The organism is Streptomyces sp. NPDC057287, from assembly GCF_042667905.1.
In the GTDB taxonomy this organism is placed as follows: domain Bacteria; phylum Actinomycetota; class Actinomycetes; order Streptomycetales; family Streptomycetaceae; genus Streptomyces.
Map to the genome: position 1 here is coordinate 240,641 of NZ_JBHUYV010000008.1, position 13,124 is coordinate 253,764.

9 protein-coding genes and 2 tRNA genes are annotated in these 13,124 nt (G+C 72.8%); 5 read left to right on the forward strand and 6 right to left on the reverse strand.

The window, feature by feature from the left end; genetic code table 11:
• Positions 1 to 56: 56 nt before the first annotated feature.
• Together ACFUNE_RS18065 and ACFUNE_RS18070 are read right to left on the reverse strand one after the other, a co-directional pair.
• Positions 57 to 4,133 (reverse strand): PAS domain-containing protein, encoded by a 4,077-nt coding sequence (locus ACFUNE_RS18065; RefSeq protein WP_383568359.1) that lies wholly within the window; start codon positions 4,131 to 4,133, stop codon positions 57 to 59.
• Positions 4,134 to 4,478: 345 nt separating this feature from the next.
• Positions 4,479 to 4,949, reverse strand: a complete 471-nt coding sequence (locus ACFUNE_RS18070; RefSeq protein ID WP_383568362.1) for an SSI family serine proteinase inhibitor — start codon at positions 4,947 to 4,949, stop codon at positions 4,479 to 4,481.
• 287 nt (positions 4,950 to 5,236) lie between these two features.
• On the opposite strand from ACFUNE_RS18070, the gene ACFUNE_RS18075 reads away from it, so the two are divergent.
• The 3 genes from ACFUNE_RS18075 (at position 5,237) to ACFUNE_RS18085 (ending at position 6,494) form a co-directional block, all read left to right on the forward strand.
• Positions 5,237 to 5,327, forward strand: a tRNA-Ser gene (locus ACFUNE_RS18075).
• A gap of 206 nt (positions 5,328 to 5,533) precedes the next feature.
• A tRNA-Arg gene (locus ACFUNE_RS18080) sits at positions 5,534 to 5,606 on the forward strand.
• Between the two features lie 579 nt (positions 5,607 to 6,185).
• A complete protein-coding gene (locus tag ACFUNE_RS18085; protein ID WP_383568365.1) occupies positions 6,186 to 6,494 on the forward strand; it encodes a hypothetical protein in 309 nt (102 codons plus the stop codon).
• Between the two features lie 858 nt (positions 6,495 to 7,352).
• On the opposite strand, the gene ACFUNE_RS18090 is transcribed toward ACFUNE_RS18085, so the two are convergent.
• From ACFUNE_RS18090 to ACFUNE_RS18105, 4 genes are all read right to left on the reverse strand, one after another.
• A complete protein-coding gene (locus tag ACFUNE_RS18090) occupies positions 7,353 to 8,549 on the reverse strand; it encodes an NAD(P)/FAD-dependent oxidoreductase (RefSeq protein ID WP_383568368.1) in 1,197 nt (398 codons plus the stop codon).
• Positions 8,550 to 8,642: 93 nt separating this feature from the next.
• Positions 8,643 to 9,587 carry an RNA polymerase sigma factor SigJ gene (sigJ, locus tag ACFUNE_RS18095; RefSeq protein ID WP_383568371.1) on the reverse strand — a complete coding sequence of 315 codons (945 nt, stop codon included), beginning with the start codon at positions 9,585 to 9,587 and terminating at the stop codon, positions 8,643 to 8,645.
• Positions 9,588 to 9,676: 89 nt separating this feature from the next.
• Positions 9,677 to 10,096, reverse strand: a complete 420-nt coding sequence (locus ACFUNE_RS18100) for a hypothetical protein (protein WP_383568374.1) — start codon at positions 10,094 to 10,096, stop codon at positions 9,677 to 9,679.
• 126 nt (positions 10,097 to 10,222) lie between these two features.
• Positions 10,223 to 10,984: a hypothetical protein gene (locus ACFUNE_RS18105; protein ID WP_383568377.1), complete on the reverse strand. Its 762-nt coding sequence runs from the start codon at positions 10,982 to 10,984 to the stop codon at positions 10,223 to 10,225.
• 266 nt (positions 10,985 to 11,250) lie between these two features.
• On the opposite strand from ACFUNE_RS18105, the gene ACFUNE_RS18110 reads away from it, so the two are divergent.
• Complete coding sequence (locus ACFUNE_RS18110; protein ID WP_383568380.1) at positions 11,251 to 12,141, forward strand: DUF2797 domain-containing protein; 891 nt, start codon at positions 11,251 to 11,253, stop codon at positions 12,139 to 12,141.
• Positions 12,142 to 12,198: 57 nt separating this feature from the next.
• Entirely contained in the window at positions 12,199 to 13,086 is an 888-nt protein-coding gene (locus tag ACFUNE_RS18115) for an amidohydrolase family protein (RefSeq protein ID WP_383568383.1), read from the forward strand.
• Positions 13,087 to 13,124 lie beyond the last annotated feature (38 nt).

Genomic DNA, 13,124 nt, shown 5'->3' on the forward strand with positions numbered 1-13,124 from the left:
GCGGTACGGGTCTTCCCGTGCCGCCCCCGTCGTACGCGTCCTGTGACGTCCGGCCGTCAGTTCGTCCCTATCTTCGCCAGCAGGTCGACGATCCGGGACTGCACCTCGTCGCTCGTCGAGCGCTCGGCGAGGAAGAGCACCGTCTCACCGGAGGCGAGCCCGGGCAGGTCGGCCTCGTCCATGCCGGCCGAGGTGTAGACGACCAGCGGGGTGTGGTTCAGCGAGCCGTTCGCCCGGAGCCAGTCGATGATCCCGGCACGCCGGCGGCGTACCTGCATCAGGTCCATCACCACCAGGTTCGGCCGCATCCGGGTGGCGAGGTCGACCGCCTCGCTGTCACCCGACGCCCGCGCGACCTGCATGCCGCGCCGCTCCAGCGTCTCCGTCAGCGCCAGCGCGATCTCCTCGTGCTCCTCGATCACCAGAACCCTCGGCGGATGCTGGTCGCTGTCGCGCGGGGCGAGCGCCTTGAGGAGCACGGCGGGGTCGGCACCGTAGGCGGCCTCCCGGGTCGCCTGCCCCAGGCCGGCCGTCACCAGCACCGGGACCTCCGCCGCCACGGCCGCCTGACGGAGCGACTGCAGCGCCGTACGGGTGATCGGACCGGTCAGCGGGTCGACGAACAGTGCGGCGGGGAACGCCGCGATCTGGGCGTCGACCTCCTCGCGGGAGTGCACGATCACCGGCCGGTAGCCACGGTCGCTGAGGGCCTGCTGCGTGGAGACGTCCGGAGCGGGCCAGACCAGCAGCCGGCGCGGGTTGTCCAGCGGCTCCGGGGGCAGTTCGTCGTCGACGGGCTGCGGCTGGGGGCGGTTGGCCACCTCTACGGCGCCACCGGGGCCGTCGAGCGGTTCCGGGCCCTCGGCGCCCTCGTCGGGTGCCCCTATCGCGTACGCGCGCCCCTCGGAAGCGGGCGAGGACATGAGCCGGCCCGAGCCGGAACCCTGCACGGTGCCGCCCTGGGTGCCGCCGGGCTGCGGCGGAACAGGGGCCGGGGCGGGCTGCGGCGGCACGGGTGCCACGGCGGGCGGGGCCGGACGCTCGGCCTCCGGCGGGGCGGCGAGCTTGCGGCGCCGTCCGGCACCGCCGAGCGTCTGGTTCTGCTGGTGCGCGAGGTGCTGCGCGAAGGGCACGCCCTGCCCCAGGGTCCGCACGCTGAACGCACGGCCCTGCGTCGAATCCGAGGACGCCGGCATCGGCGCCTCCGCGGGCAGCGGCTGGCGCCGTGCGTCCGGGACGGGGGCCGGAGCGTCGCCGTCGGCAGGATGCTGTTCCGGTGCCGGCGTGGGTTCCGGTGCCGGTGCGGGACCGGCCGGGGTTGCGGCGCCCGTGGTGTGCGTGGTGGTGCCGGGGCCCGCCCAGGGCTCGTCGCCGGCCGGGCTCACGTCGTCGTCCGGCACCGCCGCGATCTGCCCCAGGTCGCCGCTCTCCGCCCAGTCGGGCTGCGGCGGAACCGCGGGCAGTGGCTGCCCGGGAACCGGATGGCCGGGCCGCGCCTGCGGCTCCGGCGCCTCCGAGGCCCGAGCCCTCCGGCGGCCGGACGGCACGGGATGCGGCTGCGGCGGGGTGTGGTCCACGTCCGGCGCGGTGCGTACGGCGTCGTGGCGCTCGGGCAGCGGGCCGTCCTCGGCCGGGACCGGCTGTGCACCGGGCGCTGCCGGGCGGGGGGCGGCCGGGACCGGCTGCGGGGCATGGGAGGACGGAGAGACGACGGAAGGCGGTGCCAGGACGGGCGAGCCCGGGGCCGTCGGCGGGATCCGGTCCGCCGCGGCCGGGGGCAGCGCGAAGGCGGTGCGGGGGCCCGAGGGCTCGGCCGCCGCGGCGCGTTCCTGCGCCGCGGCGAGAGCCCGCCGGGCACGCCTGCCTCCGGGCTGCTGCGCCGACTGCTCCTGCCGTGACTGCTCCTGCTGGGAGGGGGCTTCGGACGAGGCGAGGGCCGGCAGAGCCGGCCGGCCGCTCCCCTGGCGCCCGGGAGCGTTCTGCGGCACGCCCTGGGGCGGCACCGTCTGCCCGCGCTGCGTGCGGCCGCCCCCCTGCGCGCCCTCGGCCGCCGTCACGACGGCTCCCTCCGAGGGAGCCGAGGCCCCCGCGGGGAGCGCCAGGGCCTGCCGGGGCCGGTCCGCCGCCGTCGCCGTGCCCGTCTCCGCGGGGCTGGGCCGGCCGCGCCTGCGACCCGAACCCTCACTCCGCTGAGGCGGGGTCAGCTCCTGCTCCTGCTGCTGCTCCTGCGGGCCTGTCGACTCACGGCGTGCCCTGCGCCGCCCCGTCGGCTCCGCGGCAGCGGTGTCACCGGACTCCGGACCGGCCGCCCCGCCGTCGACGGGACTGTCCAGGAAGGCATCCGTGGACGCCCTGCGCGCCCGGCGCCGGCCTCCCTGGGCCGACTGGGGCGCGGGCTCCGGTACGACGGCTTCCTCGGGCACCGGGAGCGGTTCGGGAGCGATGGCCCCGGCGCCCGTCCCGAGCGGCACCTCCAGGACGTACGCGCTGCCGCTCATCCCCGGCATCTCGTGCGTCTGGAGCACGCCGCCGTGCGCCTGCACGATCCCGCGCACGATCGGCACGTGCACCGGGTCGCCACCGGCGAACGGACCGCGCACCTCGATCCGTACGACGTCACCGCGTTGCGCCGCGGCCACGACCACCGTGGAGTCGACGTAGCCGCCGCCCGGCACCGGACGCGCCTTGCCGGTCGAGTCGACACCGGCCACGTCCGCGACGAGGTGGGCGAGCGCCGTGATCAGCCGGCCCGCGTCGACCTCGGCCTCGATCGGCGGCGCGTGGACCGCGAACTGCGCCCGTCCGGGACCGATCAGCTCGACCGCCCCGTCGATGCCGGCGGTCACCACGGCGTCGAGCAGCACCGGCTGCTTCACGAGCTCCTCGGCGCCGGTGTCCAGGCGCTGGTAGCTCAGTACGTTGTCGACGAGCGTCGTCATGCGGGCATAGCCCGCGGCGAGGTGGTGCAGGATCTGGTTGGCCTCGGGCCAGAGCTGGCCGGCCGGGTCGGCGGCGAGGCTCGAGAGCTCGCCCCGCAGCTCCTCCAGCGGACCGCGCAGGGACTCGCCCAGCACGGCGGTCAGCTGTGTGTGCCGTGCGCCGAGGCCCGTGAGGCGCTCCGCCTGCTCCTCCAGCTCGGAGGCGTACCGCTCGGTCCGGTCCGCGGACTCCGCCGCGTGCTGCTCGGTGAGCGCGGCGACCTCGGCGCGGCGGCTCTCGGTGAGCGCGGCGACCTCGGCACGGTGGCTCTCCGTGAGCTCGGCGATCTCCGCCGCGTGCCGTTCGGTCAGCCCGGACACCTCGTCGGTGTGCTGCTGCGTCAGTTCCTCGTAGGGCCTGCGGTCGGTGAACGTCATGACGGCGCCGACCAGCTGGTCCCCGTCGCGCACAGGCGCGGTGGTCAGATCGACCGGTACCTGCGCACCGCTCTTGGACCAGAGGACCTGTCCGCGCACCCGGTGCTTGCGCCCCGACTTCAGGGTGTCGGCGAGCGGAGACTCCTCGTACGGGAAGTCCCCGCCCTCCGCCCGCGAGTGCAGGATCAGCGGGTGGAGCTCCTTGCCGCCGAGGTCGCTGGCGCGGAATCCGAGGATCTGGGCGGCCGCGGGATTGACCAGGACGACCCGGCCGTCCGTGTCGGTGCCGACGACACCCTCGGAGGCGGCGCGCAGGATCATCTCGGTCTGCCGCTGCGAACGGGCCAGCTCGGCCTCGGTGTCGACGGTGCCCGAGAGGTCCCGCACGACGAGCATGAGCAGCTCGTCGCCCGTGTAGCTGGAGTGGATGTCGTTGTAACCGGCCTGGCCGCTGTCGAGGGAGGCGCTGGTGACCTCGACGGGGTAGTCGGTGCCGTCGGTCCGGCGCGCGGTCATCCGCGTCGGCTTGGTCCTGCCCTGCTCGTCCGCGGACTCCGGCCTGCGCATCGAACCCGGGATCAGCCTGGAGTCGAACTCCGGAAGCAGATCGAGCAGCCCGCGGCCCACGAGCGCGGTGCCCGGGGTCTCGAACATCTCGAGGGCGATGGTGTTGGCGTTGACGACCGTGCCGTTGCAGTTGACGAGCAGGAGCCCGTCCGGGAGGGCGTCGAGTATGGCTGCGAGGCGAGCAGCGCCTCGGGATGGCCTGCTGCTCACGAGACGCTTCCTCCCTGAATACCGCACCTTGCCGACAGCGGGCCCCATCCTGCCCCTCGGGCCTCAGGCTGTCACTGGAGGAGTCTAAAGGCAGGGAGCGCATGGCGGGCGGCGGATGAGGGGGAGCTCTCACCAAGGTTCTGTGCACACGGTGTACGCCGGTGCTTCATGACGTGACCGCGAGCGCCCCCTCTGACGTGCACCGATGCCGTCCGGTGTGGGTCCGGAGGCTGCCTGAAGTGCCCCCGGAACAGGGCCTTCAGGCCTTTCGAACGGCCGCCGCGCGCCCCTGCGCGCGCCCTCCCGCTCGGCCGGAGTCTCCCGGCGCACGCCCCGCCGAACCGGCTACCTCGCGGAGGGAAGCACCGGCACGAGGTTGTTCCAGCGCGAGATCTCGCACCCGTTGGCCCGGCTGAACCGCGCGTCGACGTCCTCCCCCTGCCAGGTGCCCTGGACCCGGGCGGCGGCCGGGCCGCCGGCCTGCTGGGTGCACATGGCGTTGCGGTCGGTCGCGACGAAGGGGTTGTCCCCCGACTCGGCGGCCTCGTCCAGCAGGTCGCAGGCCCGCTGGGCGGCGGGGTGGCTGCCGCCCGCCGGACCGCACTCCAGCTCGAAGACTCCGTCGGCCGACGGATTGCCGGACTCCGAGACCGTCACGGTGAGGCGGGTCCGCGTGTCCTGGGCCTCCGGCCAGTCCCCCTGGAGCAGGGGGAGCGGAGGCAGCGGGAAGAGGGGGGACGCGGCCGTGGCGGCGGGTGCGGCGGCGGACAGCGCGGCGAGGGACGCGACAGCGGCAAGGGTGAGACGGCGCAGCATGCGGGGCTCCTGATGTTCTGGCGCGCACGTGGGTGACGGACGGAGGGCGGAGCCCTCGTCCTCTCTAACGCTCCTTGCGCCCGCACGTTGCGCAACTCATGGGGGGCCGACCGGAACAACCGTCCGGACGGCCGACCCGCCCGCCCTCGGACGGTCGGCCCCCCGACACCCCCCGACGCGCTTTGCCTCGCCGCCCACCTGCCTAGTACCGTGGGCGGCGATTGGTGACAGCGCGCTCGACTGTGTCATCATCTGCACGCACCACTCGCGTTCGCGCGGGGTGTGCTGGAGGCGTCGCCTAGTCCGGTCTATGGCGCCGCACTGCTAATGCGGTTTGGGTCTTAAAGCCCATCGAGGGTTCAAATCCCTCCGCCTCCGCAGGAAACCGAAGCCCCGTGCCCCAGGCACGGGGCTTCGGTCGTATCCGGCTGCCGAAAATCCGCGTCGGAACGGTGTTTTCGCAGGTCAGATGCGGTTTGCCTAATGGATTTCGCGTCACGGCGCAGGTCATGTAATGTTGTTCTCGCAACGCCGACCGGGCAGAAAAGTCCGGGGAGCGGGACCGAGGCTCAGGCCGAGGACAAGCACTCGTAGCTTAACGGATAGAGCATCTGACTACGGATCAGAAGGTTGCAGGTTCGAATCCTGCCGAGTGCACAGCAGGCCAGAGGCCCCCAGGAGAGATCCTGGGGGCCTCTCGCGTTGGCCGGTACGGCAGCGAAGTACAGCAACGGGCTCGGAGCAGCCTGGTTCCCACCCCCTGGATACGGTGTCCGCTCATGTCGCGTCGGCTGTGATGCCAGGGCGGTGCGTGCGGCCGGAGGGGGCTATATGTGGTTCAGAGTTGGGGCAGCGGGCCTGACAGCTGTAGTGCTGGCGGCCATGGCGGGGTGTGGGACACGGGTAGCCCGAGGCTCGGATGACACGGAGAGACCGGCGTCGACGCGTACCGCTCCGGCGGCGGAGAACGGGAACATCCCTTCCGCGGAGCTACAGGGCCGATGGTGGACTTGGGCTGCCTCGGAGCCCGAGGCGACCAGCCCTGTCGCCGACACGGACGGGAGCAGGTGCGGACGCAATCAACCGCCCGACGTGTGGTTTCTGGCCGGCACCCATGGCGGTAGGGCTGTACGCGCGTGCGAAATTCCAAACGGTCGTCCGATCACTGTGCCTGTCATCAACCTTGTCGGAGACGACCAGAGCTGCGCGGCCTTCATGAGGAGCGCGCAAGGGACCGTGGCACTCGACGGTGAGCCGGTGGAACCGGAGACCTACGAAGGCGACTCGATCACAGTGGAAGGCGTTCAGGGCAACCAGGTCACCGGAGAGGAAGGGCGCTTCACAGCTACAGGGTGCGGTCTTTGGGTGCAGCTGCCGCCCTTGGCTCCCGGCGCGCACGCGCTGAAGATCCATGGGCAGTCAGGCGACTTCTCTGTCGACGTGGACTACGTGTTGACCGTCGGCGCCGCATCGGCCTGGACGAGCCGCATGGAGAAAGCCACTCCCTCCTCGCTCGCTGCTGCGGAGCGGGCCGGTCCGTCATGACCGCCATCGCGCGATACGTCAGCGGCTGACAGCGACACGACCGGTCCTTGGTGATCCCGGCGGAGGCAGTCGGCGGGCCGGCGCAGCGCGGTTCGGGGTGTTCCGTCGTGCCGGGTGTCCGTCCACCGACCTGATACGGATGAGGCCACAGGTCGAGGTCCTGTGCTCGACCTGCACCCGCATCCGGTGGCAGACACCGGGGCCTGTCAGGATCACGCTGTGAACGAGCCTTCGATGTCCGCGAGAGTGAACAGGGCCCTCGACTGGGCAGGGCTGCCCCTGTCTGTTCTTCTTCTTGCGATCGGCATCAGGGACTACCGCGATGGAGCCTCCATGGGGTGGCCGATCGGCGGAGTGGTGCTTGTCCTGGTCAGCCTCCGGGTGATCTACCGAGGGATGCGTCGCCGGAGCGGCAGGACCACCGAGTCGCCTCAGGGGTAGAGCAGTTCCGTACCGCGACCCCGGCAACCGCGCCGGCCGGTAGCGACCCTCCGGGGCCGAGAGGCGTCAGCCCGATCTCTCCGCACTGATGGGCACGCAGCCTGCCGGGGAGAGCCAAGCTCAGGTGATCCTCAGGCTTTGGCCCTCCGGGTTCCACGCGCACGGCCGGGGTGCCGTGTTCGTGCCACGCGGCACTCGGTCGAGTGCCGCGTGGGCTTATGCCATCGGGCTGTTGAGGAGGCGGACATGATCGGGACGCTGGACCTGGGTGGCGTGATCGGAGTGCTGGTCGAGTTCGCGGTCGGCGTGGGCGTCGTCGTGGCCGCTGCCAGACGGTTCTCGGCGCGAGGACGGTAGGCCCGGGGCCGGGCGCCCGGAGGGCGAGTTGGGCCCCCGGGCGCCGGAGGTGCGCCTCGCTCAGGCCGTCGCCCCGGCGGCCGAGCCCTCAGAGGCCCGGTCCTGCACGACGCGGCGGCGCCGGGCCGGTGCGCCGAGCGTCGGGTTGGTGACGCCCCAGGCCGCGCCCTTGCAGACCAGTTCCTTGTAGGCGGCGGCGAAGCGGCCGGTCAGGGCCGCCCGGACGGCGCGGTCGTCGGCGGTGACGTACTGGATCAGGCCTTCCCTGCGGCCCAGCGAGATGCACTGGTTGAAGTAGCGGAGCGGCGTGGTCGGGATCTTGCCGCCGGTCAGGCGTGCCGCGAGGGCGTCGGCGGCCTGCCACGCGGCGGGGGTGCCCGAGGCGCACGACATCCGCAGTGGCTTGTCGGCGGGGCCCATGGCCATGGCCGCGTCGCCGATGGCGTACACGTCCGGGTGCGAGACCGAGCGCATGGTCCGGTCGACCACGATCTGGCCCGTGGCGGTGACCTCCAGCGCGGTGGCCTTCGCGATCGGGTGGACCGCGAAGCCGGTGGTCCACACGGTGGCCGAGGCCGGGAGCGTCGTGCCGTCGGCGGTGGTGACCTGCTCCGCCTCCACGCCCGTCACGGCGGTGTGCTCGTGGACGGTGATGCCGAGCTTGTCGCACACCTTCCGCACGTGCGCGCGGCCCTTGGGCGAGAGCCAGTCGCCGAGTCCGCCCCGGGCGGCGAGGGCGACGTCGAGGTCCGGGCGGGCCTCGGCGATCTCGGTCGCGGCCTCCAGGCCGGTGAGCCCGCCACCGACGACGAGTACGGGCTGCCCGGCGTCCAGGGCGGCCAGGCGCTCCCGCAGCCGGAGTGCTCCGGGGCGGCCTGCGATGTCGTGGGCGTGCTCGGTGATGCCGGGCACGCCCTGGGTGTTCCAGCCGCTGCCGAGGGCGTACACGAGGCTGTCGTACTCCAGCTCCTCGGCGCCGTTCCCGTCGACGACGGCGACCGTCCCCCTGTCGACGTCGACACCGGTGACCTCCGCGAGCCTCAGCTCGACGCCGGTGCCCGCGAACATCTCGTCGAAGGGCCGGGGCGCGAGGTCCTGTCCGACCGCCAGCTGGTGCATCCGGACCCGCTCGACGAAGTCGGGTTCGGCGTTGACGAGGGTGATGGAGACGTCGTCGCGGTGCAGTCGCTTGGCGAGGCGGCCGGCTGCGACGGCTCCGGTGTATCCGGCTCCGAGGACGATGATTCGGTGCGGCATTTCCCTGCTCCTGTCTCGCGCGGCTTTGCCCCTTGAACCGGGCAGCCCGCCGTTTCCTGACAGGAACGCGATGTGAAGCACGTCACAGCGTGGTCAGAAGGCGTTGAGCAGGGGTTCCCCGTGGTCGGCGGCCGCCCATCGGCGGGTCGCGCGTTCGAGCTTGTCGGGGTTGACCTGGCTGCGGAACGCCGAGATGCCGTCCGCGGTGATCTCCAGGCACATGACCCCGATGACCCGGCCGTCGAGGACCACCACGAGGGCCGGGGTGTTGTTGGCGCTCGCCGGATAGACCCCGGGGGAGCCGCCCACGAGGGCGCGCTTGGCCTTGCCGGGCTTGAACAGGCCCCGCATGAACTTCGCGACCGCGAGGGCGCCCTCGAACGCCTTGGCGCGGGCCGGGACCTTCCCTCCGCCGTCGCCGATCGCGATGGCGTCGTCGGTGAGCAGCCGGACGAGCGGCTCGGTCCGGCCGCTGGTGGCGGCCGCGAGGAACTCGTCGACGATCCGCCGGGCGGCGGCCTCGTCGATCTCGGTGCGGGCCTTGCCCTCCGCGACGTGCTTCTTCGCGCGGTGGAGGATCTGCTGGCTGGCGGCCTCGGTGATGTCGAGGATCTCCGCGATCTGGCGGTGCGGGTAGTCGAAGGCCTCCCGCAGCACGTACACCGCCCGCTCGTTGGGGGAGAGGCGCTCCATGAGGGCGAGGACCGCGTACGAGACGGACTCGCGCTGCTCGGCGGTGTCGGCGGGGCCGAGCATCGGGTCTCCGGCGAGCAGCGGCTCGGGCAGCCACTGGCCCACGTACGACTCACGCCGGACGCGGGCCGAGGTGAGCTGGTTGAGGCACAGGTTGGTGAGGACCTTCGTCAGCCAGGCCTCAGGGACCTCGATACGGGCGATGTCGGCGGCCTGCCACCGCAGGAACGTGTCCTGCACGGCGTCCTCGGCGTCGCTCGCGGAGCCGAGGAGCCGGTAGGCGATGGCCTCCAGGCGGGGCATGGCCGCCTCGAACCGGTCCGTGTCGTTCATGGTCAGAGCCATGGCCCGGATCCTAGCCGTCACGGGCGGCGACAGCGGCTGCCGGAGCGTGGGGAAGCTGCGGGCGGAAGGGCGGCGACACGGCGACCGGGTCAGCCGGTGACTCCGCCCGCGCCGTGCCCCCTCCCGTGCCGTTTCATGGCGGCGACGCCGAGGGAGACGCCGGTCGTGACGACGAGGCTCCCCACGACGATCGCGCCCACGCCGACGGCGAAGAGACCGCTGGAGTCGTCGGACCAGTCGTAGGCCGCCGCGACGCCGAGGCCACCCGTGATGCCGACGACGGGGCTCACGACGTACTGACGGGACGCCGCCCAGCACAGGGGCACCAGCAGGGTCAGCACGAGTCCGATCACCTGCCACGCCTCGTAGGGGCCGGTGGTCGTGCCGTCGGGATGCACGTCGCGGTGCTGGTCCCAGCCGAGCCAGGCGGCCCACAGGGCGAGCGTCATGAGGAAGAGCAGCAGGGCGGCCCACAGCTGGTGGGTGGTTCTCGGAAGTCGTGATCGCATGGGTCGAGCATCCCGGCCCGCGTCGCCGCGGGCCGGAGCGCATGTACTCGACCGCACCTGAGTACTTCAGGCACGAACCGTGGTCCGTCGTGGCCGGCGGCACGTGGCAGGCGGACCGGGGCGGCGTCAGCGGGCGTACGAGCCGAGGCCGATCAGGCAGTACACGTACTCGTTGAGGGTCGCCCCGTTGAGGGTGTAGCGGTGCGAGAACGCGTACTGCGTGTTCGCCTCGGCGTCGCACCGGCTCATGTCCGACGTGGCGGGGATCGTCCGGATCACCTGGTAGTGGGCGTCGGAGGCGGAGCAGGAGACCTCGTCGACACCGCTGACCTCCTGCGCCGTGGTGGAGTCCGGCAGCGTCCCGTTGAGGCAGGTGCCGGACTCGTAGGGGTCGGGCTCCTCCGCACCGGTGTCGTACGGGGCTTCGAACGGATCCTCGGCATAGGCGTCCCCCGAGTCCCCCGAGTCCTCTGTCTCCTCCGTCTCCTCGGCGGGGGGTTCTTCGGTCTCGTCGGTGGTGGGCTCCTCGGTGTACGGGTCCTCGGTCTCCGTTTCCTCCGCGTACGGGTCTGCGCTGGGAGAGCTGTACGCGGGCGAGGAGCTGGAGGGAGTGCTGTCGTCGAGTCCGGTGGTCAGGAAGACGGCGAAGGCGACGACAGCGGCGATCCCGAGCAGCCCCAGCCACGCGGGCCCGTTCGCCGTCGCACTTCTGGTGACCCTGATGCGCAGGAGCACTTCCCGGCCGTCCACCCGGGCCCTGACGAGGTCGCCGTCGTCGGCGGGCGGGATGCGGATGCGGGTGGCGCCGGTCGGGAGGGGGACGGTGACCACGGCGCCGTCGGCGGCCTGCCGCGCTGTGAGTGAGAGCGGAATCTCCGGTGAGGACACGGGGGCCAGTGTGGGCCGCCGGCAGCTCGATTGAAGGTTTTTCTAGAAATTCACTCTAGAAATACGCATGCCGACGAGGTGGCTCCCGCACGGGGACGAGGCGGCCTGCCGAGGGCCCCACTTCGTTAGGGTTTCTCCGGGCCCACGGCCGCGGAGCACGGCCCCCTGCTCGCGCGACACTGCCCCGAGCGAGCCCGTCCCGGGCCGACCGTCCCCGAGGAGACCGACATGAACACACGCCTCCTCACCCCCTGTCCGGGCTGAGCATGGGCGGCTGGAGGTGCACCGGGCTGCGCTGGCCCCACCACGGCGAGCCCGTGCTCGGATGGGCGCGGAGCGACCGGTCCGGGCGGGGGCGGGTCAGCGTCCTGGCGTACGGGACGGAGCTCGGGTTCCGGGCCGTCGGGGAGCGGCACTGCGTGGGGGCGCGGGGGAACCCGTGTCCGGTGGGGGCCGTGGTGACCGTACGGAGCACGGGGGCGCGGTGCGAGGAGTGCGCGCGGCTGGACCGGGCCCATTCCGTGGCCGCCGACACGATCGCCGACGACCCGCGTCCGTACCGCGTCTACCTGGCCTGGTTCGGGCCGGGCATGGTCAAGGTCGGGATCACCGGTGAGGCGCGGGAGGCCGCACGGCTGCGGGAGCAGGGGGCCGTGGTGTTCAGCTGGCTGGGGCGCGGCCCGCTGATGGCCGCGCGGCGTACGGAGGAGCTGCTGCGTACGGCGCTCGGGGTGCCCGACCGGATCCCGTACGCGCGCAAGCGGGCGGTGCGCGGCGGGCTTCTGGGGGCGGCGGACCGGGCTGCCGAGATCGAAGCGCTGTACCGGCGGGCCGCGGCGCTGGAGGGCGCCGGGTGGCCGGAGGCGCTGGAGCGGCTGCCGTTCGAGGCGGTCGACCACGCGGGGGTGTTCGGGCTGGCGGGAGCGGGGCCGGCGGCGCGGGTCGTGACAGGGCTCGCGGACGGCGGGGTGGTGGCCGGTCGGCTGGTGGCGGCCGCCGGACCCGATCTCCACCTGGAGACCGCGGGCGACGGGATCGTCGTGCTGGACACGCGGCTCGTCACCGGATGGGATCTGGTGGGTGCCGGCGCCCGGGAGGGGACCAGCGTGCCGACCGTGTCCGTGGGGGGCGGTGGTGTGCAGGACGGGCTGTTCTGAGATCGTCGCCGGGATCGTTCCTGGCGACGCACGAGGCAGATGGGGCGGATGGGGCGGATGAGCAACGACGACCGTGACCGCGATGACGTGCTGCGATTCTGGAAGCGGCTCGGGCTGCCCGGGATCATCGACGTGCACACCCACTTCATGCCGGAGCGGGTGCTCAGCAAGGTGTGGGCGTACTTCGACTCGGTGGGCTCGCTGACCGGCCTGGAGTGGCCCATCACCTACCGGCAGGACGAGGACGAACGGCTGGCGCTGCTGCGGTCGTTCGGCGTACTCCGGTTCACCTCGATGCTCTACCCGCACAAGGCCGGGATGGCGGCCTGGCTGAACGGCTGGGCGGCCGGGTTCGCGGACCGGGTGCCGGACTGTCTGCACACCGCGACCTTCTTCCCGGAGGAGGGCGCGGAGACCTACGTGCGCGAGGCGGTCGAGGCAGGGGCCCGCGTCTTCAAGTCGCACCTCCAGGTGGGGGGCTACGACCCGAACGATCCGCTGCTGGAGCCCGTGTGGGGGCTGCTGGCGGAGGCGGGGATCCCGGTGGTGACGCACTGCGGCTCCGGCCCGGCGCCCGGCGCGTTCACCGGCCCCGGGCCCATCGGCCGGCTGCTCTCCCGCCACCCCCGGCTGAAGCTGGTGGTGGCGCACATGGGGATGCCGGAGTACGTGGATTTCCTGGAGCTGGCGGCGGCGTACCCCGGGGTTCGGCTCGACACGACGATGGCGTTCACCGACTTCACCGAGGACTTCATGCCGTTCCCGGCCGCGGAGCGCGGACGCCTCGCGGATCTGGGGGACCGGATCCTGCTGGGCACGGACTTCCCGAACATCCCGTATCCGTACGTCCACCAACTGCACGCCCTGGAGCGGCTGGGGCTGGGCGACGCCTGGTTGCGGGCGGTCTGCCACGGGAACGCGAGCGAGCTGTTCGGGCAGGTGTGAGGCGAGCTGTCCGGGCAGGTGTGAGGCACGCGGCTCAG